Source organism: Rhizobium sp. PvP014 (assembly GCF_017876855.1).
GTDB classification, from domain to species: Bacteria; Pseudomonadota; Alphaproteobacteria; order Rhizobiales; family Rhizobiaceae; genus Neorhizobium; species Neorhizobium soli.
Map to the genome: position 1 here is coordinate 51939 of NZ_JAGIOT010000001.1, position 22708 is coordinate 74646.

The 22708-nt window shown below is 58.9% G+C and carries 20 protein-coding genes; 9 read left to right on the forward strand and 11 right to left on the reverse strand.

Going from position 1 to position 22708, the window contains the following annotated elements; all coding sequences use genetic code 11:
- Positions 1 to 37 precede the first annotated feature (37 nt).
- Positions 38 to 973 (reverse strand): hypothetical protein, encoded by a 936-nt coding sequence (locus J3A65_RS00250; protein WP_209898284.1) that lies wholly within the window; start codon positions 971 to 973, stop codon positions 38 to 40.
- 229 nt (positions 974 to 1202) lie between these two features.
- Positions 1203 to 2738, reverse strand: coding sequence for a GumC family protein (locus tag J3A65_RS00255; RefSeq protein ID WP_062458979.1), 1536 nt, complete (start codon positions 2736 to 2738; stop codon positions 1203 to 1205).
- Positions 2739 to 2946: 208 nt separating this feature from the next.
- On the opposite strand from J3A65_RS00255, the gene J3A65_RS00260 reads away from it, so the two are divergent.
- The 4 genes from J3A65_RS00260 to J3A65_RS00275 all read left to right on the forward strand — a co-directional run bounded on the left by J3A65_RS00260 (position 2947) and on the right by J3A65_RS00275 (position 8469).
- Entirely contained in the window at positions 2947 to 4242 is a 1296-nt protein-coding gene (locus J3A65_RS00260; RefSeq protein ID WP_209898286.1) for an O-antigen ligase family protein, read from the forward strand.
- A 148-nt stretch (positions 4243 to 4390) separates the two neighbouring features.
- A complete protein-coding gene (locus tag J3A65_RS00265; protein WP_348635812.1) occupies positions 4391 to 5545 on the forward strand; it encodes a glycosyltransferase family 4 protein in 1155 nt (384 codons plus the stop codon).
- A gap of 149 nt (positions 5546 to 5694) precedes the next feature.
- A complete protein-coding gene (locus J3A65_RS00270; RefSeq protein ID WP_209898292.1) occupies positions 5695 to 6879 on the forward strand; it encodes a glycosyltransferase family 4 protein in 1185 nt (394 codons plus the stop codon).
- A gap of 6 nt (positions 6880 to 6885) precedes the next feature.
- On the forward strand, positions 6886 to 8469 hold the full coding sequence (locus tag J3A65_RS00275) for a hypothetical protein (RefSeq protein WP_209898296.1): 1584 nt from the start codon (positions 6886 to 6888) through the stop codon (positions 8467 to 8469).
- A 57-nt stretch (positions 8470 to 8526) separates the two neighbouring features.
- Here the strand turns inward: J3A65_RS00275 and J3A65_RS00280 are convergent, their stop codons facing one another.
- The 9 genes from J3A65_RS00280 to J3A65_RS00320 all read right to left on the reverse strand — a co-directional run bounded on the left by J3A65_RS00280 (position 8527) and on the right by J3A65_RS00320 (position 16932).
- Positions 8527 to 9285: a WecB/TagA/CpsF family glycosyltransferase gene (locus J3A65_RS00280; protein ID WP_209898299.1), complete on the reverse strand. Its 759-nt coding sequence runs from the start codon at positions 9283 to 9285 to the stop codon at positions 8527 to 8529.
- 685 nt (positions 9286 to 9970) lie between these two features.
- A complete protein-coding gene (locus J3A65_RS00285; protein ID WP_062576445.1) occupies positions 9971 to 10492 on the reverse strand; it encodes a flavin reductase in 522 nt (173 codons plus the stop codon).
- A 39-nt stretch (positions 10493 to 10531) separates the two neighbouring features.
- The gene (gene rutD, locus J3A65_RS00290; RefSeq protein ID WP_209898302.1) at positions 10532 to 11311 is read right to left on the reverse strand and encodes a pyrimidine utilization protein D; all 780 of its coding nucleotides are present in this window, start codon (positions 11309 to 11311) and stop codon (positions 10532 to 10534) included.
- A gap of 4 nt (positions 11312 to 11315) precedes the next feature.
- On the reverse strand, positions 11316 to 11702 hold the full coding sequence (gene rutC, locus J3A65_RS00295; RefSeq protein WP_062458958.1) for a pyrimidine utilization protein C: 387 nt from the start codon (positions 11700 to 11702) through the stop codon (positions 11316 to 11318).
- A gap of 26 nt (positions 11703 to 11728) precedes the next feature.
- Positions 11729 to 12463 carry a pyrimidine utilization protein B gene (rutB, locus tag J3A65_RS00300; protein WP_184655227.1) on the reverse strand — a complete coding sequence of 245 codons (735 nt, stop codon included), beginning with the start codon at positions 12461 to 12463 and terminating at the stop codon, positions 11729 to 11731.
- Positions 12460 to 13551, reverse strand: coding sequence for a pyrimidine utilization protein A (gene rutA / locus J3A65_RS00305; protein ID WP_062458952.1), 1092 nt, complete (start codon positions 13549 to 13551; stop codon positions 12460 to 12462). Before rutA ends, rutB begins: the two co-directional genes overlap by 4 nt.
- A 211-nt stretch (positions 13552 to 13762) precedes the next feature.
- Positions 13763 to 14581 (reverse strand): bifunctional allantoicase/(S)-ureidoglycine aminohydrolase, encoded by an 819-nt coding sequence (locus J3A65_RS00310; RefSeq protein WP_209898305.1) that lies wholly within the window; start codon positions 14579 to 14581, stop codon positions 13763 to 13765.
- Positions 14582 to 14657: 76 nt separating this feature from the next.
- Positions 14658 to 16190 carry an altronate dehydratase family protein gene (locus J3A65_RS00315; RefSeq protein ID WP_209898310.1) on the reverse strand — a complete coding sequence of 511 codons (1533 nt, stop codon included), beginning with the start codon at positions 16188 to 16190 and terminating at the stop codon, positions 14658 to 14660.
- 55 nt (positions 16191 to 16245) lie between these two features.
- A complete protein-coding gene (locus J3A65_RS00320; RefSeq protein ID WP_062458943.1) occupies positions 16246 to 16932 on the reverse strand; it encodes a FadR/GntR family transcriptional regulator in 687 nt (228 codons plus the stop codon).
- Between the two features lie 220 nt (positions 16933 to 17152).
- Here J3A65_RS00320 and J3A65_RS00325 point away from each other — a divergent pair, with 220 nt between their 5' ends.
- The 5 genes from J3A65_RS00325 (at position 17153) to J3A65_RS00345 (ending at position 22708) form a co-directional block, all read left to right on the forward strand.
- The gene (locus J3A65_RS00325) at positions 17153 to 18745 is read left to right on the forward strand and encodes a sugar ABC transporter ATP-binding protein (protein ID WP_209898312.1); all 1593 of its coding nucleotides are present in this window, start codon (positions 17153 to 17155) and stop codon (positions 18743 to 18745) included.
- Positions 18738 to 19766, forward strand: coding sequence for an ABC transporter permease (locus tag J3A65_RS00330; protein WP_062458936.1), 1029 nt, complete (start codon positions 18738 to 18740; stop codon positions 19764 to 19766). The genes J3A65_RS00325 and J3A65_RS00330 overlap by 8 nt, the downstream gene beginning before the upstream one ends.
- Positions 19767 to 19853: 87 nt before the next feature.
- Positions 19854 to 20795 carry an ABC transporter substrate-binding protein gene (locus J3A65_RS00335; protein WP_062576463.1) on the forward strand — a complete coding sequence of 314 codons (942 nt, stop codon included), beginning with the start codon at positions 19854 to 19856 and terminating at the stop codon, positions 20793 to 20795.
- Positions 20796 to 20869: 74 nt separating this feature from the next.
- Positions 20870 to 21883: an aldo/keto reductase gene (locus J3A65_RS00340; protein WP_209898315.1), complete on the forward strand. Its 1014-nt coding sequence runs from the start codon at positions 20870 to 20872 to the stop codon at positions 21881 to 21883.
- 3 nt (positions 21884 to 21886) lie between these two features.
- Positions 21887 to 22708 carry an amidohydrolase family protein gene (locus J3A65_RS00345; RefSeq protein ID WP_209898318.1) on the forward strand — a complete coding sequence of 274 codons (822 nt, stop codon included), beginning with the start codon at positions 21887 to 21889 and terminating at the stop codon, positions 22706 to 22708.

Consider the following 22708-nt stretch of genomic DNA (forward strand, 5'->3'; position numbering starts at 1 on the left):
TCTGGCGGGGAATTGTCTTCGGCAGTTTGTCCTGTTCTCAGCTCAGTGCGACCCGACCGCCTTCGGCCGATGCATCAAGCTTGAAATCGCGCTTGACGACGACATCACCCTTTTTCTGCTTCCCAGCCTTTTTCCAGGCAAAGGCCGCCGCCGCCTTCGGATAGACATGCAGGCCCGAATTTTCGGTCGACAGGCCCTTCACGCCGAGCGTGCGGCGAAACACGCCGTTGCCATAATGGACCGCGTAGGAATTCCAGATCTGCTTCGTCCAATGCTCCATCGTCACGGAGATGTTCATGCAATCATGGTTCTGTACGCGATGCGGTGCATAAAGCGGCCATGTCACCATTTCTCCCGGATGCAGATCGACAGCCGTTGCGTATTCGTCGAACCACGTCTCGTAGGGCATTTTTTCATCGGTCTCGCGCAGCAGGATCTTCTCCACCTGCATCGGGCGCAGAAACACCTCCGAGCGCGGGTAAAGATAGACCCGCTTGCTGCCCTCGATCTGCCAAAGCGACTGGCCCTGGATATCGGCGTGGTAGAAGACGTTGGCGTTGGGAGACGAGACGAGCACTCCGAGATTGCGTTTGAAGGTCTCGAACCCGGGCATGCGGCCGGCGAATTCGGAAAAGATCGTGTCGAGCAAACGGCCATATTCCGGCGCCCAGTCCATCACGCGGCGAATGTTCATCCACATGCGGCCCTTTTCGACTGCAGCGAGTGCCTCAGCGCCCGAAATGCCGTTGCGGACGCCATAAAGTCGCGATGGGTTGGTGATGTCGTCGGACATGGATTCCAGCCCGAACTCGCTATCCGGGCAGCGTTCGATCAACTTGCCGACAGCCTCCCTCGAGAACAGACCGGTTTCAAGGAGGCGATGATTGAGCTTGACGATCTCATTGCCGAACAAACGCGCGTGGCGGTCTTCCCAGTTGGCAATGATGTCCTTGTTCATGAGCATAGAATTCATTGAAATCCACTCCCTAACATCCGTTCGTCACCAAGGGTCGACAATCGGTCTTGATACTTTCAGGATATCTTCGCTGGAACAGATAAAGCGAAGGGCTGACCTTGCTCTCAGATACAGCACTCCGGCCAGCGATGAGTAAACGCGGGCTTTGTTCTTTTCAAATCGGTTAACATGGAGTGAGGCCGACCATTAAAATCCGCCCTATTCTCTCGGGCAGAACTGCGACCCATCAGGCGTCCGGGTTCCACCGATACGAGCGCGGCGCAGGCGATGGCTCGTCCGGGAGCATCGACAACAACGAACCGGTGCGCGGTGCAGGCTTGCGCTCGATCTCTTTCGGATAGTCTTCGTCCAGCGTCTCGGTGCGGGCGTGTTCCGGCCCCCGTTGCGGATGATTGACATCCATCGCGATGCCGAAAGCGAGCACGCCGAGTGCACCCAATGTCAGTCCGACTGCGGCGCCGAAAACGGCCGCCTGCGCGATGCTCGGCGGCCAGCTCCGCTCTCTCGGAGCGATGGGAGCAGAGATTACACGGAGATTGGTCGTATCAAGCTGTTGACGTTCGGCTGCCATTCGCGCCCGTCCGAGAAAGGCTTCGTAGACTGCGGCTCTCGCAGATGCCTCTCGCGACAATTCCCTCAGACGCACCTGCGCATCGTTATCCGAGAACACACTGGTAGAAACGGTCTTCGATTCACCTTCGAGCTTTTCGACAACGGCCTTTGCCTGATCGTATTCGTTGCGGGCAGCAAGCGTCAGCCGGGACATTTCCCGGGCGATTTCCTGGTCGAGCGACTGCAGCCGCGACTGAACCGCGGCCCTCCTCGGATGCCTTGTACCGAACGTCAGCAACTGCTCGTCGGCTTCCTGCTTGAGGGTCGAATACTGGGCCCGCAGCGCGGCAAGCGTTGCGGACTGCATCGCCAAGGAATCGTTGCCACCGGCAAGCATCTGCTTGTAGCGCGAGTCAGCGGCGATCAGACGTTCGCGAGCCTCGCGCAACTGGGTGTCGACCTGGACCATGGAACGGCTGCTGGAAAGCTCGCCTTGCGAAGAGCGAAGGCCGCTTTCGCGCCGAAATGTTTCGACGGCCTCTTCGGCCTCGATGACACCCTTCTTCAGCTCGGTGAGCCGTGCAAGAAGCGAGTCTGTCGTTCTCTTCGCGCCGTCGACATCGCCGGCATTGAGTTCGGCCTTGAACTCCTCGATCAGCGCTTGCGAGATCCGAATGGATTTTTCGGCATCCCATGTCCAGACCGACATGAACAGCACGAAGGATTTCTCATCCCGCTGGGCTGCAAGTCTCTTGTTGAGAGATTCCAGCGCGATGATTCTCGGGTCGACCGGCGTCGCGGGTCCACCGAAGCTGAACAGGCTAAAACCGCCTGCTGGAACGAATTCGATATCGTTGGTGAGATCGAGCTTTTCGATCACCCGGAGAAGCACGTTGCGCGACAGCAGGGTTTGAAGCTTGCTGTCGGCATTGAGGAGCAGCGTTTCGCGCATGTCGTTGCGCGAACCCGTCTCTTCGCCCACGATCTGCAGACCGGCGGGATCGATGACGAGTTCACTCGTCACCGTATAACGCGGCTTGGAAATGACCGTGTAGGAAACTGCAAGCACCAGTCCGATGAGGGCAGCTGCGACGATCCAGCGGAATTTTTGGCGCAGCCAATAGGCCAGCCGCCCCAGATCGATCTGAAGGTAGTTTGTCAGCCCTTCAGGTGCGGAGCTGTTCGACCGAGCTGGATATGGAGGCTGCATTCGGTTCACGTCTCACGGCTAATGGCAGAGCACCGGCTCTCTCATTCCACCGCATTTATCACAGCCTGTGCTTAAGATTGTTTTAAGCCAAGCCTGACCGATCGAACGGATAACCTTGCCGACGACCCGCCGCTTAATGCCGGTTTAAGGGTTTCAGGAGTAGGGACTTTGAGGCATTTGGATTAACGGATACGAGGCGGATTTTGAAATGGCGCATCGCTATATCGCACCGGCCATGTTCCTGCTTCTGCTTCTTTCCATGTGGGTGCCGGCCGAAGAGCTGAAGCTGCCCGCTTGGACGGAGCAGGCCCGTTATCTCGTCTTCCTGATGCTCTCCGGCTGGATCGTCGTGGTGGCGTTTATCAAGGTGGGGCTCAGGATCCCCTCCGGCATAGAATGCACCCTGCTTGCAGCGTTCCTTCTCTATGTCAGTTTTTCCGCGGTGTGGGGCGTGCAGAGTGCCGACAGCTACATCAAGGCAATCCTGATCTTCAACGCGCTGGTGACGTCGCTTGCGATCGCCAACACGCTTACGCTCGAACAGTCGCTGCGGGTCATGTTCGCGGCGCTCTCCACCTTCGTCGTGGTCTGCGTTCTGGTCGCGCTGCTGGTCCCCTCGATCGGTGTCGACAGCAGCTGGGAGCATGCGGGAAAGTGGCGCGGCATTGCCGGGCAAAAGAACGGGCTCGCAGCATATGCGGCCTACGCGCTGATCGCGGGCGTTGGTCTTCCACTGCGCCAACGCGTCACGCCGCTCGCGCAATGGGGCGCGCTCGTCGGTCGTATCGCAATGGTCGGGATCGCCTTGCTCGCGGTCTATATGGCAGGGTCCCGCGGCGGCCAGCTTATTTCAGTTCTGGGCGTCGCATCGATTGTGATTTCCAGACTGCCAAAGCTCCTCCAGAGACTAGCACTGCTCACCGGTCTCCTGTTCGCGATACCGATCATCAATCTCGTCTCAACGACGTTCGTGGTCGATGCCGACAAGATCGGCGTTGCAGGCATCACTGTCGATACCAACAGCCGCATGAAGATCTGGAGCTACGGCTTTCGTGAATTGCAGGGACGCGAGATCTTCGGCTTCGGCCTTGACAGCTTCTGGACTCCGGAACGCCTGACGAGCTTCAAAAGCGTCTATGGCTGGGTGCTCGACAACTTCCACAACGGCTATATCACGCTCATCATCGAAGGCGGCATCGCCGGCTTCCTGCTGTTTCTCGCAGCACTGTCAGCGACCTATCTTCTGCTCGTCGTATCGGTCGGAAATGTCAGAGACAAGTTCATCGGCCTGTCGTTTGCCTACGTCAACATGTACACCGTCAACAACCTCGTCGAGAACGAAATCGGTCGGTCGACGTCTCTCCTGATCTTCATCTTTCTCATCCTTGTCTTCTCGATCAGGCGACAAGTGTACCAGCACTATCCAGGACTTCAAAAAGCAGACGCAGCCTATCTGCATGGCGGCGTCCGAGTTCATCGCGGTCGTTTGCCGGCATCAACGTGAGAAGTGAAATAGTACGTTTACGATACCCGCACAAATCATCGTTACTGTTGGAAACGATGCTGTTAGCCTATTGTTTAGACGAACAATCTACTATTGCCCCACCAATTAGGAGTTGAAATTGTCCAACCGAGCCAGGCAGCCGAGGCGTGTGCTTTTTCTGCAAACTCAGGCGGAATTGGCGGGCGCGCAGGAGATCTCGCGGCTTCTCGGCCAGGAGCTTTCGCGTGGGCAACTGACGGGTGTGCCGGAATACGAAACGCACCATCTTTTCCTGTACCGGAAGACCGATGGCTGCGATCACTTCCCCAATGTCCATTTTGCAGCACCCCGCAGGCCTCAAAGCCTCGGCGAATGTCTCACCTTCGCGCGGAATTTTTTCTCCATCGTGCGCAAGATCAAGCCGGATACGATGTTGACCTTTCAGCACTACGGCAATGTGCTCGGTGCACTTGTCGGGCGGGTAATGGGCATTCCCTATATCGTCGCAAATCAGGTGTCCTCGCCCGCAACCGTGAACCGCTTTGTTGGCCTGGCCGATCGCATCCTCGGCACACTTGGTTTCTATGACGTGATAACCGTCAACTCCCATGCGACCTGGAATTACTTCCAGTCCTATGCACGAAGCTACCGCAAACGGCTGGTCCATATTCCGCATGGCTTTGCGCAGAAAACCACGTCGTTATCGAAAGAGAAGGCAAGGGACTGTTTCGATCTGCCCAAGGATGTGACGATCATGGGAACGGTCGCCCGGTTGCATCCTCTGAAGCGCATTGATCTGGCAGTCTCAACACTGCCGCATGTGCCAAATCTGCACCTGGCCATTGCCGGCCAAGGCCCACACAGAGAATGCCTCGAGGCTCTCGCCCATACGCTTGGCGTTGCAGACCGTGTCCATTTCGCAGGAGAGGTCAACCCGGAGCAGATCGGGACTTTCCTTGCGTGTCTCGACGTCTTCGCGTTTCCGACGGCCGCAGAGACATTCGGGCTTGCAGCCGTTGAGGCCGCGCAGGCAGGCGTGCCTGTCATTGCGAACGACCTGCCGGTGCTGCGCGAAGTCCTGCAGGTGGAAAGATCTGCCTGTGCCGTGTTCGTCGATGCCGAAAACACTGATAAGTTCGTCAGCTGCATCGAGTTGCTGCTCGCAGACAAGGCGCTGTATGACCGGCTCTCCGCATCGGGACGCGAACTCGCCGAACGTTACTCTCTCAATTTGATGGTCAGCGAGTACACAAAGATCATCATCAAGAGCAACGCTGAAAAAGGGGCTCCCCGCCGCTCTTCTGCGTTCAAGACGTCGAGTTGAGGTCATGCGCCGCGCAAAACGTCCGCGCCTCTCGACTTGCAAGAAAATCCCAGTAATACGCAGTATCGTTCGAATGCTAAGTATCGTGTTTAGCCTCTCTTGAGCTTTCGCTGTCTTTATCGTCACTATACGAGTGAACCGGAAAACCTATGGCCGAGAGCGCGCAGCGACGTCCGACACGTCTTCTCTTTATCCAGACGCAAGCTGAAGCAGCGGGCGCTCAGGAGATCACGCGCCTTCTCGCCGAACAGCTGTCGAAACCAGCGATTTCCGGACAGCCCGAATTCGAGGCGCATCACCTGTTCCTCTATCGCAAGACCAGCGGCTGCGACCACTTCGAAAATGCGCATTTTGCGGCCGATCCGAGACCGCAGGGGATTTCGCAGAACCTTGCCATGCTTCGTCGTCTGTCGCAGCTCGTGCGCACGATAAAGCCCGACGTGATGCTGACCTTTCAGCATTTCGGCAATGTTGTCGCAGCTCCGGTCGGTCGCTTGCTCGGCGTACCATTGATCATTGCCAACCACGTCTCACCGCAGGCGACGATTTCCGGGCCGGTCGCCCTTGTCGATAAGGTGCTTGGCATTGCCGGCTGCTACGACGAGATCACTGTAAATTCGAAGGCCACCTGGCTGGACTACCAAGGACACCCGGCATCCTACAAGCGTCGACTGACCTATGTTCCGCACGGCTTTGCCGACAGAACCGTTTCGATGACGCAGCAGGAAGCGCGGGCAAAATTCGGCCTTCCAGCCGACGTCCCGATCATCGGAAGCGTCGCCCGTCTCAACGCCATCAAAAGAATTGATCTCGCCATCAGATTGTTGCCGGTCATGCCGGATGTCCATCTGGCACTGGCAGGTCAGGGACCGGAAGCGCCACGACTGCGAGCTCTCGGCGCAGAACTCGGCGTTTGGGATCGGCTTCATTTCGCAGGCGAGATGCCGTCCAGCGAAATCGGCGCCTTCCTGAAAAGCCTCGACGTCTTCGTTTTCCCGACGTCTGGAGAGACGTTCGGCCTCGCGCCGGTGGAAGCCGCTCAGGCCGGCATTCCGGTTGTGAGTTCCGACTTGTCCGTCATGCGAGAAGTCTTGCAGGTCAGGGGAGAGCCCTGTGCCCTGTTCGTCGATACGACCAATACGGCGTCATTTGCAAAAGCAGTTCGCGCTGTACTTTCCGATCCCCTTCTGCGGCAGAGGCTATCGGAGTGCGGGCACCGGCTGCGCGAACAACACTCGCTCGATGCAATGGTCGACGGCTACCGGCGCCTGATCCGCCGACAGCCGAAAACATCGGAAGACAGGTTGCAGGCGTCCGGACAGCTTCAGAAATAAATGACGATGGACAGCGTTTCAAACTCCGTCCCTCCGCTGACCATCGAGATTGTGGCGGAGCGCTCCTCCACATCGGCGTGGATACAGTGGCTCTGCCGTCGGCTTGAGCAGCGCGCCGCCGGTACCACGGTGCGCCTTCAATTGGTCCAAGGGGCTGATCAGGCAGCGCAGCCTGCCCTCGAAAGCCTTTTGCAGCTTGAGAAGATGGTGCTTCGACGCCATCAGCCGTGCCTCTGCGACCGTATTGAGCCGGATGCGCTGGCGGACTGGCGAACCCGGTCAGACAACGCAGCTCCGGATATTGTCATCGACCTCACATCGAACCGAAGCGCATCCCCCCGATCGACACGGATCTATCGGCCGTTGTTCAACGGCCACGCCGGTGAATTCAGTCTCGCTTCGGCGCTGTTTTTCGAGGGAACACCGCATATCGAGATTGAGTGCACCCTGCCTTCCGGCGAGCGCTGGATTGTTGCCGATGGCTTTGCGTCCCTCGAAGCTGCGGCTGGTATCGGTGGCGCGATGGAAGCCGTTTGGTCACGGACAGCCATCCTTCTCATCAAGGCTTTGCCGGAAGAACCGCGCGCGCCGCGTATTGCAGACAACACGGCCCAGCCACACGCGCGCGCTATCACCCGCAAAGTGGTGACTGTTCGTAGCGCCAAGATGCTGGCATCTGCCGCGGCCCGCGCTGCCTATCGGCTATGCTGCCACGCTCCCCACTGGCGCATCGGCTGGCGTCGGGTCACCTCTGACAATGACGTTTGGCAACGACGCGACCTCGGCGGGACACCCTGGGAGGTTCTCGCGGACCCGATCGACCATTTTTATGCAGACCCGTTTCCGTTTCGTTGGCAGGGCAAGGACTATCTCTTCTTCGAGGATCTAGATCAGAAGACCCAGAAGGGCATCATCAGCGTCGTCGAGTTTGACGAACAAGGACGGCCGGGCCCAGCCATCCCTGTTCTGGAAGAGTCCTGGCATCTGTCTTATCCGTTCCTCATCGAAGCGGATGGTGAGATCTGGATGGTTCCGGAGGCGTCTCTCAGCGGCGAGATTTCCATCTACAGGGCAACGCGCTTTCCGTTCGGCTGGGAAAAACACGCGACACTTGTTTCCGGCATCGAGGCCGCCGATGCGACGATCATCCAGCACGCGGGAAAGTTCTGGATGTTTGCTGTGACAAGGGATGGTATCGGCGGCTATTCCGATACGCTGTGCTTATGGTCGGCGGAAACGCTTCTCGGCCCCTGGCGACCACATGCCGCGAACCCGCTCGTCATCAACGACCGATCCGCGAGACCCGCGGGCAACATGATATGGCGCGACGGCAAACTGCTGCGTCCCGTGCAGGATTGCCGCAACGGCTATGGGGCAGCTTTGAGCCTTGCCGAAGTGACGCGCCTGGATGACGAACGGTTCGATCAGGTGATCGTAAAGCACTTAAGCCCCGGCAAGCACTGGCCCGGCCGAAAGCTGCATACGTTGAATGGCAATGGTTACATGGAAGCGATCGACGGGAGTATTATCCGGCCGAAATGGTCCTTCGCTGCCGGCATCGTCGGCAGCTTCTACAAACCTGGCGCGTGACGCGCGGCTCGTAATAAGCGCATCAATGACCTGCCTTCATCGGAAGTCAGCACCCGATCAATTCGAGTGGGTAAACAGCGCTCGAATGGCAGCCGGGTTCGACAGCAGATACCGCATCGTCAGGCGGCGTGGCTCATTATACATCCGGTAAACCCACTCCAACCCGTACCGCTGCATCCACAACGGGGCGCGGGCGTTTTTCCCCGAGACGAAGTCGAACAGACCGCCTGATGTCTTGATCACACCGACAGATCGCAACCGGTCGATGTTCCGGCTGACAAAGGCCTGCTCAAGTGGGAAGCCCAACCCGATCCATAGAATATCGGGCTTGCTTGCCTGGATGTCGGCGATCACCGCATCCTCTTCGCCACGCTTGAAGTAGCCGTTTCTGCGCCCAGCGAATGTTAGGTTTGGATACCTGGTCCGCATTGCGGCGACTGCCTTGGCGTTGACCTCTTCGGTTCCGCCGAGAAAATAGAAACTGACACCTGCCCGCTCTGCCTTGACTGCCACGGAATGCACGAGATCGGTCGTCGCGATCCGTTCAGTTACAGGATGCGACGAAAACATTCTGGAATACATGATCATGGGCATGCCATCGGCGTGGATCTGGTCGGCTTCCAGCATCAACTCCTGGAAGTCGGCCTTCTTCGCGCACATCGCGATCACCTGTCCGTTTGCCGAGGTGGAATAGAACGGCTTGGCACTGCTGCCCCGGTGAAGGAGCGCTTCATCGATGAAACCCTGCGCCGCCTCATCCATGCTGCAGCGGACAACGGGAAGACCGCCAAGCAGCGTCGTGGGCCACTGACCCATCGTGCTTTCCTGTGCGTAAACGTCGCCAGGATGTAGTGATGGCTTACCCATATCTGCCTCGTTTGGAAGGTCAGACCACGGCTTGCGGGGACCTTTCTACGATGAGATATAGCCCTCGCCGTCCATCACTCAATTGATATGTAGTGCGATAGTTAATTCTGAAACAATGTCAGAACTCGTTGAAAAACAACGCGAATGAGGTGGTTGATATTCACTCAGATGCTTACCAAAAAGGACCATGCAGAGGGTGTGCGTTCCAATTCGGGACAACCTCGCCGTTCACCTGAAAAGCGTCGATCCATGAGAATCAGCGTGCTTCAACGCTGACCGTACGGGACCCCGAGACATATTCGCGCGGCATTCTCGGGAACCCGGTCGGTCGCAGAAGATCTCGATGACCGGATCGGTTTAAAGTCTGCCGGTGAACATCGATTTTCTACCGCAGAACAAACGTCTTAACGGTTGCCGTTTCTGTACGCGTTTCGGCGGCTTTTCCGCTGCTGCTTCCGGCGGTCACGCGCGGTATAGACGACGGCCGCGACGACAATCGCGATTTCCGCGACAGCTGCCAGGCACCACATTGTGCTTCCCATGAACTCCTGCCCTTACGTTCAGACCATGCGCTTTGACCTCGGGCGGTCATCCGAGCATTGCTCGTCTGAACAAACCCCAATGTCACTCCCCACTAAAGCGCGTGATACTTTCGATCGAGATAGATAAGCGACTGACCAACCTTTGGCTGCACCGTGGTGAGCACTTCGCAGATCAGGATGTCATGCGTGTGACCGTCGGCAACGGACACAACGCGGCAATCGAAACAGACGAGAGCGTCGTCGAGTGCCGGGCTGCCCGTTGTTAGTGGCGCCCACGTTGCTCCGGCAAACCGTTCATCGACGGGCGTCTTGCCCCCGAAAAGCTGGCTGAGGTCTGCATGGTCGGCCGAGAGGACGTTGACGCAGAGGACGCCGTTTTCCTTAAGCGGCAAATAGGCGCTCGAGGTTCGGTTGAGGCAAACGAGAAGCGTCGGGGGACTGTCCGAAACGCTGCAGACTGCGGTGGCGGCAAATCCGGCACGGCCACCCGGTCCATCCGTGGTGACGATATGAACGGCGGCGCCTAGGCGCGACATCGCGTTTCGAAAGTTCATCCGTGCGTCAACGACTTCTGGATTAACGTCGAGCGCAGGGGCAGATGCATTCACGGACATGGCTATCTCAAAACTTTCAGCTCGAGCGTACAGATGAAATCAAACCCGGCTTAGAAAATCTACCACGAGTTTGTTGAATTTCGGTGCATCAACGATATTCACCGCATGTGCGCCGAAATCCAGCAAAGCGAGTTCGGCATGGGGCATCATGTTCGAAAGCCGTACCGAGCGGGTGTAGGGCACAAGGAGATCATCCTTCGTGGCGACCAGCAAGGTCTGATGAGTGATTTCGGCAAGCCGGTCGCCGATGTCGAAGCTTCTCAGAGCTGCAATGCGCCTCATGATGTTCTGCTCGCCCTGAAAATGGGCCGCTGCATGCGCCTCCTCGGCATTCATGCGTTCGGCGTTTTCAGACATCCAGACGGCCGGATAGAGAAACAGCGGTTGCGCCTTCACGAAGGCCGGGACGCCGGAGTTTTTGAGAAGCGCAATCCGCACGTCGAAACAGCGGCCGGAATGCGGATCGGCCTTGTCCCATGCATTGATCAGCACAAGCCTGTCGATCACCTCCGGCTGGCGTGCGGCGATCTCGAGCCCGATTAGACCACCAAGCGCATGGCCCATGAAGCTGAATGTCTTGAGGCCGAGCTCTTCCGCGAGCTTCATGACGTCATCCGCCATGGCCGCGATGCCGCCTTGCTCGGGCACCTCGCCAGGGGAACGGCCAGTTCCCAAGTGATCGTAGGTGATCACCCGGAAATGCTCGGAAAGCGCCTCGATCTGCGGCGTCCAGTAGGTGCCGCTGCCGCCGAGGCCGGAGGACAGAATGATGGTCGGCGCGTCCTCTCCCGACGCGCCAAAAATATCGTAATGAACCATGCCGTTACTTGCCGATGTGGGCGACTGTGGCGATCTCAACGAGAGCGTCCGGCTTCACCAGGCCGCACTGAACGCAATACCTGGCTGGCTTGTCGCCCGGGAAATACTCCGCGTAGACCTTGTTCACGGCCTGATAATTCGCCCAGTCGGTGATGAAGATATGGTTCATCGTGACGTCCTCCATCGTGCCGCCGGCGGTCTCGATGACGGATTTGATGACCTCCAGGACGTGACGGGTCTGTGCTCCGGCATCACCCACATGGACGACGTCGTTGTTCTTGTCGAAGGGCAAGGTCCCCGAGACGTAGACAATGCCGTCTGCCAGCGTTCCCGGCGAATAGGGCGCGATCGGCTTCTGGGTTCCTTCCGGAACGATGATCGACTTTGGCATTCCGTTCTCCTCTTTGTTTTTCAAATTCACATATCGGTCGGAGCGGCCTGGCTGATGGCGCCACAGAAATCATTGACGGTCGCGACCCAGCCGAAGAATTTCTCCACGTTGTAGACGGTCGCCTGCTGAATGAAGTCCGGCCCCAGGTGATGCGTGGCATCCTCCAGCATCACGCCGAAATATTCGAGGTGAAACGCGTCTCTCAGCGAGCTTTCGACGCAGACATTCGTGGCAATGCCGACAAAGACGAGATTGCGGATGCCGCGTGCGCGCAGCACGCTGTCCATATTGGTGTTGAAGAAGCCCGAGTAGCGGGTCTTCGGCACGAGGATGTCGCCAGGCTTCGGCTGCAACTCGTCAACGATCGCGTAATCCCAGGTGCCCTTGGCAAGAAGCTGGCCCTGCAGTTCCGGCCGCGCCCGCATAGTCTTCAGCGCATTCGACTTGTGCCAGTTGGGGGACCCGGGACCGCCGGCTTCCACATAGTCCTTGTCCCAGCCATTCTGGAAATAGATCACCTGCACGCCGTTCTCACGCGCTGCATCCAGCGTCTTCTTGATGTTGGCGATCGTGCCCTTGGCGCCGGCGATGTCGAAGCCGGCGAGATCGACATAGCCGCCTTCTGTTGAATAGGCGTTCTGCATGTCGACGACGACGACGGCGGTTTCCGATGGCTTCATCGAGATCGGTTCCGGTCGTGCGGGAAGCGTCACGCTTTCCAGACGGCTTGCTGGTGCCTGATATCCTGCGACACCGGTCATTCCGCAGCCTCCAGTTCCATCTTGATGTGCTGGCGGCTTTTCATCAGCGGCTGCACGAATTGTCCGAACTTTTCGATGCCTTCGAGAAAATCGTCGAAGGTCAGCATGACACCGCCGGTGCCCGGCACTTCGGCCATCTCGTCCAGCATCGCCGCAACCTCGGCATAGGAGCCAATGATCGTTCCCATGTTGATGTTGACCGCCGAAACCGGGTTTGCCATGTGGCGGACATTTGTGTCGGAGCCGGACTTGGTATCAACAGCGCTCTGAAGGCCGAGCCACTTGATCGCGTCCTGATCGGCACCGGCCTTGTAGTGCTCCCACTTGGCCCAGGCGTCTTCGGATTTCTCTTCGGCAAGAACCATGGTCAGCACGAACGAGCGCACATCGCGACCCGTCTTCTCCGTCGCGGCCAGCAGGCGTTCGTTGGTGGGCGCAAAGGCCTTCGGCGTGTTGACGCCGACGCCGAAGCAGAAGCTGTAATCGGCATATTCCGCCGAGAAGGCCATGCCGGCATTGGATGAGCCTGCGCAGATCACCTTCACATCCCCTTCCGGGATCGGCTTCATGCGGCAGTCGTCCATCTGGAAGTACTTGCCCTTGAGATCCGACTGACCGGTGGTCAGCAGTTCCTTCAGAACGGTGGTGTATTCGCCGAGATAGGCATAGCGATCGGCGAAATAGTCGTCGCCGGGCCAGAGCCCCATCTGGCTGTATTCGGGGCGCTGCCAGCCGGTGATCAGGTTGATGCCGAAGCGTCCGCCGGAGATGCTGTCGATCGTCGTTGCCATGCGCGCAACGATTGCCGGTGGCATGATCAGTGTTGCGGCGGTGCCGAACAGCTTGATCTTGGAAGTGACGGCGGCAAGGCCCGCCATCAGCGTGAAGGATTCCAGATTGTAGTCCCAGAATTCCGTCTTGCCGCCGAAGCCGCGCAGCTTGATCATCGACAGCGCGAAATCAAACCCGTATTTTTCGGCCTTGAGCGTGATTTCCTTGTTCAGCTCGAACGACGGCTTGTACTGCGGTGCGTTTTCCGAAAGCAGCCAACCGTTGTTGCCGATTGGGATGAAGACTCCGACTTCCATATTCCGATCCTTCCATGCTGGATTTCCAGACAATGCGATAAACAGAACGGACGCAAGCTACGTGCCAGTTGTAGCCTCTCATAAGTTTCAATGACTTGCCAGACGGAGCCTCAAAGATATTTTATCGGCTGATAAATTTTTGACCATTTGATAAATTTTTCGGTGGGAGATCTGCCGAAGCCGTGTGCAGCAACGGCTTCGGCAGGTCCCGTTACAGTGCGGGATGCCGGTTGACGTCTTTGTAGAGCAGGTAGCGGAAGCGACCGGGACCACCGGCATAGCAGGCCTGCGGGCAGTAGGAGCGCAGCCACATATAGTCGCCGGCTTCCACTTCGACCCAATCCTGGTTCAGGCGGTAGACGGCCTTGCCTTCGAGAACATAGAGCCCGTGTTCCATGATGTGGGTTTCCATGAACGGGATCACCGCACCCGGCTCGAAGGTGACGATGTTGAGGTGCATGTCATAGCGGATGTCGGAGGGATCGATGAAGCGGGTCGTCGCCCATTTGCCCTCCGTATCAGGCATGGGGTCGAGCACGCAGTCGTCCTCATGGGTAAAGATTACCGGCGGCAGGTCCAGACCATCGACCACCTGGAACGCCTTGCGAACCCAGTGGAACCGCACCGGAGCGCCACTACGGTTCCAGATCTGCCATTTCGAGCCGGCCGGAAGATAGGCAAACGACCCGGTCCGCAATTGGTTTTGCTGCCCATCCATCTCGATCGTCATCTCGCCATCCACGACGAAGATGGCGGCCGAGGCCCGCGGGTCGGGCTCGGGACGAGCGCTACCGCCCTGCGGAGAGACCTCCATAATGTATTGCGCAAAGGTTTCGGCGAAGCCGGAGAGCGGCCGGGAAATGATCCAGGCGCGCGCATTCTCCCAATGCGGCAGCATGCTGGTGACGATGTCGCTCATGACAGTACGCGGAATGACCGCATAGGCGGTTGTGAACACCGCCTTGCTACTGAGAAGGTTCGTCTGTGGCGGCAGGCCACCCATATTCGAGTAGTAACGGCTGGTCGTCATGCGCTGCGATTCCCCATGCTTGGCTTATCCCTCAGGTGTAAGCACGGTTTTCACCACGGGCAATATCCGTTTTCCGTCAGGTGACGGCACCGACCTGCCACGGCACAAATTCGTTGTCGCCGTAGTCGTAGATCTCGCTCACGGTCTTTTCGCCGGACGCGACAGCGATCACATGCTCGAAAATACGCTCGCCGGACTGCTCGATCGTCTCGTCGCCGGTGACGATACCTCCGCAGTTGATGTCCATGTCTTCCTTCATGTGCTCGTACATTTCGGAATTGGTGGCAATCTTGACGCAAGGGGCCGGCTTGAAGCCGGAAACCGAGCCGCGGCCGGTGGTGAAACAGATGACGTTGCAGCCGCCGGCGACCTGGCCGGTCACGGCGACCGGATCATAGCCGGGCGTGTCCATGAAGACGAAGCCCTGCTCTGTCACCGTCTCGGCAAACTCGTAGACCGCCTTCAGCGGCATGGAGCCACCCTTGGCGACAGCACCGAGTGACTTCTCGAGAATGGTCGTGAGACCGCCAAGCTTGTTGCCGTAGGAGGGATTGTTGTTCAGCTCGTCACCGTTGCGCGCCGTATAGTCGCGCCACCAATCGATGCGCGACAGAAGCTTCTGCGCGACCTCAGGTGTCGACGCGCGACGCGTCAGCAGATGTTCTGCACCGTAGATCTCAGGCGTTTCGGCAAGAACGGTCGTGCCGCCATTGCGGACGATCAAATCCGAAGCATGGCCGAGCGCCGGGTTTGCTGAAATGCCCGAATATCCATCCGAGCCGCCGCATTCGAGAGCAAGCTTCAGTTTCGACAAAGGCTGATCCGTGCGCACGGCGGAATTCACCATGGGCAGCATTTCCTTGATGATGGCGATCGCGGCGTCGATCGTCTTCTTGGTTCCGCCATGCTGCTGGATCGTCATCGTCCGCAGCCTCTCGCCTTCCTCCATCCGGTAATGTTCGAGGATCGGCGCGATCTGGTTGGTCTCGCAGCCGAGGCCGATCATCAGGATCCCGCCGAAATTGGGATGGCGGGCATAGCCCTGAATGGTGCGGATCAGCAGGCGATAGCCTTCCGACTTGTTGTTGATCGCGCAGCCGCTGCTATGCGTCAGCGCCACGACGCCATCGATATTGCCGAACCCGTCCAGTCCGCCCATGCGGTTGAAATAGTCGGCAATGTAGCGCGAGACGGTGGCGGAACAGTTCACCGAGGAAATGATGCCGATGTAGTTGCGCGTGCCGGCGCCACCGAGGCCGCGATCGAAACCCATGAATGTCCGGCGCTGATCGAGCGGCAAAAGCGCGCGCTCGCCACCATCGACGCAGAACTGGTGCTCGTGCGTGGAGGGAAGCATGGCCAGATTGTGCAGGTGCACGTGATTGCCGGGAGCGATATCCTGCGTCGCAAGACCGATCACCTGACCGTATTTCTTGACTTCCTGGCCGGCCGCAATCGCCCTGAGCGCAACCTTGTGGCCACGGCCGATCAGATCGCGCGCCATCAAGGCCTCGATGCCAACAGGCGAACCCTGCTGGATCGACCGGCGGGCAACGGCAACGTCATCGGCAGTATTGAGCACGATGACCGGGGATGTCATGTCATTCATAATGGACCTCCTCCCTGGAGGTATCAAAATCGGGGTTGGTTTTGGTTTTCCGCTGCTAGTGGTCAAGCCAGCGGCGTTTCGATTCCTCCAGATGCATGCGCATCATTGCCTGGGCTAGCAGCCCGTCACGCGCCTCCAGCGCGGTCAGGATTTCCTCATGCTCCGCGAGGGCGCAACTCCATGTTTCCGGTGTTTCGAAATGCTCCCGAAGCTGGGCGGAAAGAGGGCTGTGCCGATCGTCGAACAGATCGCCGATGATACGGCCAATGACACTGTTTCCCGACTGGGTGGCGATCGTCAGGTGGAACTGGCGATCCTGGTCGACCGGTTTGCGGCCTTCCTCTATCTCGATCGCCATCGCGTCGAGCGTCTGACGAAGCGTAGCAAGGGCCTCCGGCGTGATGCGCGCGCAGGCAAGAACGATGGCGGCACCCTCAATTGTCGCACGCGCCTGCATCAGCTCGGCCGGGCTCTCTCCCATGGACCCCGACCATGCAGCGCGCCGCTCGGCGGCCGGAACGACATAGACGCCAGACCCCATGCGGATCTCGACAGTGCCGTCCAGTTCAAGCGCGATCAACGCCTCGCGTAGCGACGGGCGCGACACACCAAGCTGCTGCGCAAGCTCGCGTTCCGCCGGCAGGCGCTGGCCGAAACGAAACTGCCCATTCTGCACCAAGCCGCGGATCTGGTCTGCGATCTGTTGATAAAGCCGGCGTTCCGGGATCCGAATTCCGTTCATAAGCGCTCCAAAACTGGCCTTACCATATTGCCTGACCGTTGAACTGGCAAGGCCAATGACGACAGCTATATGTCCCGTAACGCTGAGAAAACACAAATTTCGCCCGACGCCACGAAACTGGCTTGACCATTTTGGTAAGGCCGCCTAGCAATATTGGCCAGACCGGATGGGTGGAGCTGACCGGCAGTCGCAAGCTTGCGACAAGAGGAGGATGTGGAGGATGCAGACCGATCATTCGGTGCTCGAGGCGCGTTTGCGCCCGGCCGTTGGCGCGCCAGCAGCTGACGCGCTTCTGCGGCTCGACAACATCTCAAAGGAATTTCCGGGCGTCAAAGCTCTGGCCGACGTCAGCTTCGACCTTCGTCGCGGCGAAGTGCATGCCGTGTGCGGCGAAAACGGCGCAGGCAAATCAACGCTGATGAAGATCATCAGCGGCGTTTATCAGCCCACATCCGGAACCATCACCTACAAGGGTGAAGAGCGGAATTTCTCGTCGACGCGGCAGTCCGAATCCGCTGGCATCGCCATCATCCACCAGGAACTCAATCTCGTTCCGCATCTGACCGTCGCCGAAAACATCTATCTGGCCCGCGAGCCCCGCCGCGGCTTTCTGGTCGATCGCAAGAAGCTTCGGGCGGATGCCAAACGCTGCCTCGACCGGCTCGGTGTGGATATCAGCCCTGATGTCTCCGTCCGTGGGCTTTCCGTGGCGCAGTGCCAGATGGTGGAGATCGCCAAGGCATTGTCGCTGGATGCGGAAGTGCTGATCATGGACGAGCCGACCTCGTCTCTGACCGAGCAGGAAACGCGGCTTCTGTTCAAGGTCATCCGTGATCTCAAGGCATCGGGCGTCGGGGTCATCTACATTTCCCACCGGCTCGACGAGATGGCCGAAATCGTCGATCGCGTCACCGTCCTGCGTGACGGTCGTTACATCGCCACAGACGATTTTGCCGCGACGACCGTCGATGACATCGTCGCCAAAATGGTCGGCCGCTCGCTGGAAGAAAAGTTTCCCGACAGAACCTCGACGCCCAGTGACGACGTCATTCTCGGCGTGCAAGGTCTCAATCGCACCGGTGTCTTCAGCGACATCTCTTTCACGCTTCGCCGCGGCGAAATTCTCGGTTTTGCAGGCCTGATGGGTGCCGGACGCACCGAAGTCGCCCGCGCCATCTTCGGTGCCGATGCGATCGATGCCGGCACGATCACCCTGCATGGGCAGACCCTGTCGATCTCCTCGCCGCGGGACGCGATCGATGCGGGCATCGCCTACCTCTCGGAAGACCGCAAGGCGCAGGGACTGGCGATCAAGATGCCTGTTGATGCGAACATGACGCTTGCCAACATGGAAGCGCTGTCGGATCGCTTCGGACTGATCGATTTCAAGGCGCAAGACAAGGTCGCCAACGAGTATGTCGACCTCCTCAACATCCGCACGCCGTCGATCCGGCAGCAGGTGCGGCTTCTTTCGGGCGGCAACCAGCAGAAGATCATCATCGGCAAATGGCTTTTCCGCAAGTCGAAGGTCCTGTTCTTCGACGAGCCGACCCGCGGCATCGACGTGGGCGCAAAGCTCGCGATCTACAAGATCATGGACGAACTGGCCGCAAACGGCATCGGCGTGGTGCTGATCAGTTCGGAACTGCCCGAAATCATGGGCATGACGGACCGGGTTGCGGTCTTTCATCATGGCCGGATCACCGGCGTGCTGGAAACGGCAAAGACCAACCAGGAAGAAATTATGCGCTACGCCTCCGGATACAGCCGGACATCAGGTGCGGACGCTGGCGCAAGGAGCAAGCATGGCTGATATTACCGAACCCTCGAAGTCGCGCAGCGTTTCGCTGAGCGACCGGCAAAAGGACATCATCCAGAAGTTTGCCGCACTCGGCAGCCTGTTCGTTCTGGTGCTGGTGTTTTCCTTCAGCAGCAATGCCTTCTTTACCGTCAACAATGCGATGACGATCGCCTTGCAGGTCACTTCGATCGCCCTTCTCGGCATCGGCGCCACCTGCGTGATCATTACCGGCGGCATCGATTTGTCCGTCGGCTCGGTGCTTGCGCTCGCGGGCGTCGTCGCGGCTCTCTGCGTGAAAGAGCTCGGCCTGCCGGTTCCGCTCGGCATGTTCGTCGGCATTCTGGTCGGCAGCCTTTGTGGCCTGATTAACGGCATTCTGGTGACCCAGATGAAACTGCCGCCTTTTATCGCGACGCTCGGCATGATGCTGATCGCCCGCGGCGTGGCGCTTCAGATTACCGGTGCCCGCGCCGTTTCCGGCCTTGGTGAATCCTTCGGCGTGCTCGGCAACGGCTCGTTGTTTCGCGTCGTCACCATCGGCGACGACGGCTTCCCGACGGTGGTCTTTCCGGGCATTCCCTATCCGGTCATTCTGATGATCGTGATCGCGATCGCGGTGTCCTTCATGCTGAACCGCTCCGTGCTTGGTCGGCATATCTATGCGGTCGGTTCGAATGCGGATGCAGCCCGGCTGTCAGGCGTCAATGTCGCCCGCGTGACCAATTTCACCTACATATTGTCAGGCACGCTCGCTGGTTTGACCGGTTGCGTGCTGATGTCCCGCCTCGTGACGGCGCAGCCGAACGAAGGCGTGATGTACGAACTCGATGCCATTGCCAGCGCCGTCATCGGCGGCACCTCGCTGATCGGCGGTGTCGGCACGATTTCCGGAACGGCAATCGGCGCCTTCGTCATCGGCATCCTGCGCAACGGGCTCAACATGAACGGCGTTTCCGCCTTCACACAACAGATCATCATCGGCCTCGTCATCCTGATCACCGTCTGGATCGATCAACTGCGCAACCGCCGGTGAAGAAGGGTGCGGACCCTTTTCCGCGATAATGGGGGTGGGAGTTCCCCCGGGACGGCGAAAACGCCGTCCGTTTGAGGAGGATTGAACATGAAGAAACTAGCAACCGCGTTGCTTGCTTCGGCGATGATCTTGGGTGCGGCCTCTGCACAGGCAGCCGAGATCGCCGTCATCGTCAAGACCGTCAACTCGACCTTCTGGCAGAACGTCCAGAAGGGCGCTGATGCCGCTATGAAGGAAGTCGGCGCCGGGAACACGATGACCTTCCAGGGTCCGGCATCGGAATCCGCCATCGCCGACCAGGTCAACATGGTCGAAAACGCCGTCAACCGCGGCGTCGCCGGCATCGTACTTGCGCCGTCCGATCCTGACGCGCTGATCCCCGCCGTCAAGAAGGCCTGGGAAGCCCGTATTCCGGTCGTGATTGTCGACTCGATGCTGAGCAAAGGCTCGGAACAGTATTACCAGTCGTTCCTTGCGACCGACAACAAGACCGCCGGCGAACTGGCTGCCAAGGCGTTGATCGAGAAGGTCGGCAAGGAAGGCAAGATCGCCGTCATGTCCTATGTGGCAGGCGCCGGTTCCGAAATCGGCCGTGTCGGTGGCTTCACCGACTATATCAAGGCAAACTCGAAGCTCCAGATCGTCGGCCCGTTCTACTCGCAGTCGCAGATGGCGACGGCGCTGAACCAGACCACGGACGTTCTGGCCGCAAATTCCGACCTCAAGGCCATCTTCGGCGCCAATGAGCCAACGGCAATCGGCATGGGCCGCGCCATCAAGCAGTCCGGCAAATCCGGCAAGCTTGTCGCGATCGGTTTCGACGGTAACCAAGACCTGCAGGAATTCGTCAAGGACGGCACGCTTCAGGCGATTGCAGTGCAGGGCTCGTTCCAGATGGGCGATCTCGGCGTCAAGACGATCTCCAAGCTCCTGAAAAAGGAAAAGGTCGAGAAGTTTGTCGATACGGGTGTCGTCGTCGTCACCAAGGACAATATCGACAAGCCGGAAGCCAAGAACGTTCTCTACTAAGCCTCCCCGCCTCGATACGCGTCGCGAATGGCGCGTATCGTCTTTCTCTGCAGTGACGAAATGAAGGTTGCCCGATGAACGCCAGTGATACCCGCAAATTCCCGCGTGTCGATTTGGATGTGACGCTGATCGGACTCGGCTGCGCCCAGATGGGCAACCTTTATCGCGTCACGCCCTATGCGGAATCCGCCGGCGCTTTCAGTGCCGCGTGGGATGCCGGTATCCGCTATTTCGACACCGCTCCCTTCTACGGCTTTACCCGCTCCGAACGCCGCCTTGGCACGATGCTGACCGATCTTCCCCGCGCAGACTATGTTCTGAGCACCAAGGTCGGGCGCGTCATGACGCCGGATGAGACGGTTGGTCCGGAAGAGGACGGCTACGCCGAACCCCTGCCCTTCCGTCCTGTCTACGACTACAGCTATGACGGCATTCTGCGGTCCTTTGGCGCAAGCCAGCAGCGCCTTGGGATTCTGAAGCCGGACATCCTCTATATTCACGATATTGGTCGCATGACGCATGGCGACCGCCACGATCACTACTGGCAGCAACTGACCGATGGCGGCGGTTTCAAGGCGCTGGGCAAATTGCGGGATGAAGGGTCGACCAAGGCTGTCGGCCTCGGCGTCAACGAATGGGAAGTCGTCGCCGACGCGATGAAGGTTTTCGACATCGATTGCACGATGCTGGCCGGTCGCTACACGCTGCTCGAACAGGAAAGTCTTGCCTTCATGGATGAATGCGCGAAGCAAGGTGTGGCGATCGTTGCCGCGGGTCCGTTCAATTCCGGGCTTCTCGCCGGAAACAAGAAGTTCAACTATACCGAAGCGCCGGCTGAGATCCTCGCCCGTGTCGAGCAGTTGCGGGCGGTCTGCGTGGAAGAAGGCGTGACCCTTCAGGCTGCGGCACTCCAGTTTCCGCTGGCGCATCCGGCGGTCGCGACGATCGTGTCCGGCGCCCGCAATGCCGAACAGATCACCTCGAATGTCGATTGGTTTGCCGAGGAAATCCCTGCATCCTTCTGGTCGCGCCTGAGCGAAAGCGGGCTTCTGGCCGAAGGCACTCCTCTTCCCGGCATCGGAGCCTGATCGATGCGGATCGATGCCCACCAGCATTTCTGGCGGATCGCCGACCGGACCGGCCAATGGCCAGGGCCGGAGCTTGAGGCCATTCACCGGGATTTCCTGCCGGACGATCTGCGGCCGTTGCTGGAAGACGCCGGCGTCGAGGGCACCGTGCTGGTGCAGACGATGGAGACGCAAGCCGATACGCAGTTCATGCTGGATCTCGCCGACAACCACCCTTTCATTCTGGGTGTAGTCGGCTGGACGGATTTGAAAGCACCGGCTGCGCGGGAAAATATCGGACAGCTCACCAGGCATCCCAAGCTGAAGGGTTTCCGCCCGATGCTGCAGGACCTGAGCGATGACCGCTGGATCGACGATCCCACGCTGGACGCCGGTATCGCGACGATGATCGAACATGATCTGGTCTTCGATGCGCTTGTGCTTCCGAGGCATCTCAGATCGCTCTGCAACTTCGCCCGAAGCCATCAGGAACTTCCGATCGTCATCGACCACGGCGCCAAGCCGCCGATCTCCGAGGGACGGTTTATAGACTGGTACGCCCGCATGAAGGCGCTGGCGGCCCTGCCGAATGTGCATTGCAAGCTATCGGGCCTTCTCACCGAAGCGGGAGACCAGAAGCCGCAATCCGTGCGCCCCTATGCGGAAACGATCTTCGACCTGTTCGGACCGGACCGCGTCATCTGGGGCAGCGACTGGCCGGTGTTGCGGCTTGCCGGAGAATACGGCGCGTGGCTTCGGCAATGCCTGGACATCGTCCCGGAAGAGAACCATGCGGCCGTCTTCGGCGGCAATGCCAAACGTTTCTATCGACTGAAAGAGATCTAG

What these genes read in the sequence shown, in the direction of transcription:
- J3A65_RS00310 (WP_209898305.1), bottom strand. Translation starts at nt 14,581, where the DNA reads ATGACGACCAGCCGTTACTACTCGAATATGGGTGGCCTGCCGCCACAG.
- rutC (WP_062458958.1), bottom strand. Translation starts at nt 11,702, where the DNA reads ATGCCAAAGTCGATCATCGTTCCGGAAGGAACCCAGAAGCCGATCGCG.
- J3A65_RS00250 (WP_209898284.1), bottom strand. Translation starts at nt 973, where the DNA reads ATGAATTCTATGCTCATGAACAAGGACATCATTGCCAACTGGGAAGAC.
- J3A65_RS00340 (WP_209898315.1), top strand. Translation starts at nt 20,870, where the DNA reads ATGAACGCCAGTGATACCCGCAAATTCCCGCGTGTCGATTTGGATGTG.
- J3A65_RS00325 (WP_209898312.1), top strand. Translation starts at nt 17,153, where the DNA reads ATGCAGACCGATCATTCGGTGCTCGAGGCGCGTTTGCGCCCGGCCGTT.
- J3A65_RS00335 (WP_062576463.1), top strand. Translation starts at nt 19,854, where the DNA reads ATGAAGAAACTAGCAACCGCGTTGCTTGCTTCGGCGATGATCTTGGGT.
- J3A65_RS00320 (WP_062458943.1), bottom strand. Translation starts at nt 16,932, where the DNA reads ATGAACGGAATTCGGATCCCGGAACGCCGGCTTTATCAACAGATCGCA.
- rutD (WP_209898302.1), bottom strand. Translation starts at nt 11,311, where the DNA reads ATGGTTCATTACGATATTTTTGGCGCGTCGGGAGAGGACGCGCCGACC.
- rutA (WP_062458952.1), bottom strand. Translation starts at nt 13,551, where the DNA reads ATGGAAGTCGGAGTCTTCATCCCAATCGGCAACAACGGTTGGCTGCTT.
- J3A65_RS00345 (WP_209898318.1), top strand. Translation starts at nt 21,887, where the DNA reads ATGCGGATCGATGCCCACCAGCATTTCTGGCGGATCGCCGACCGGACC.
- J3A65_RS00260 (WP_209898286.1), top strand. Translation starts at nt 2,947, where the DNA reads ATGGCGCATCGCTATATCGCACCGGCCATGTTCCTGCTTCTGCTTCTT.
- J3A65_RS00280 (WP_209898299.1), bottom strand. Translation starts at nt 9,285, where the DNA reads ATGGGTCAGTGGCCCACGACGCTGCTTGGCGGTCTTCCCGTTGTCCGC.
- J3A65_RS00285 (WP_062576445.1), bottom strand. Translation starts at nt 10,492, where the DNA reads ATGTCCGTGAATGCATCTGCCCCTGCGCTCGACGTTAATCCAGAAGTC.
- J3A65_RS00255 (WP_062458979.1), bottom strand. Translation starts at nt 2,738, where the DNA reads ATGCAGCCTCCATATCCAGCTCGGTCGAACAGCTCCGCACCTGAAGGG.
- J3A65_RS00315 (WP_209898310.1), bottom strand. Translation starts at nt 16,190, where the DNA reads ATGAATGACATGACATCCCCGGTCATCGTGCTCAATACTGCCGATGAC.
- J3A65_RS00275 (WP_209898296.1), top strand. Translation starts at nt 6,886, where the DNA reads ATGGACAGCGTTTCAAACTCCGTCCCTCCGCTGACCATCGAGATTGTG.
- rutB (WP_184655227.1), bottom strand. Translation starts at nt 12,463, where the DNA reads ATGACCGGTGTCGCAGGATATCAGGCACCAGCAAGCCGTCTGGAAAGC.
- J3A65_RS00270 (WP_209898292.1), top strand. Translation starts at nt 5,695, where the DNA reads ATGGCCGAGAGCGCGCAGCGACGTCCGACACGTCTTCTCTTTATCCAG.
- J3A65_RS00330 (WP_062458936.1), top strand. Translation starts at nt 18,738, where the DNA reads ATGGCTGATATTACCGAACCCTCGAAGTCGCGCAGCGTTTCGCTGAGC.